We start from the raw sequence: 316 nt of genomic DNA on the forward strand, positions 1-316 counted from the left end.
TCCTTCTTTTTGCTTTTTTGTGTCTGGAAAATCCAAATTCGCAAAAATGGGACTGAGTTTCTTTGATACTCCTACCATTTTGAAAAGTCATTTAGATATCATAACCTATGATGAAACCAAACCACCCTATACACGCTTTGAAAAATCTGATAGTTATCACTTTAAACTTTTCTTAGAAGATTTTTCTACTCATCAATAAAAAAGTGAAATACTAAATTAACGCGATGCTCGACTTTAACATCCTATAACATTGGCTTGTTGAAGCCAGTCGCGTTGACTTTTACCTTGTTGAAAATTGGCAAAAATACCCAACGTG

At 33.5% G+C, this 316-nt stretch carries 1 pseudogene; it reads left to right on the plus strand.

Features of this window, described 5'->3' with window-relative positions:
- Positions 1–199, plus strand: a pseudogene (locus Xedl_RS31815) (hypothetical protein); the annotation flags it as partial.
- Positions 200–316: the final 117 nt, after the last annotated feature.

This window comes from Xenorhabdus eapokensis (assembly GCF_001908105.1).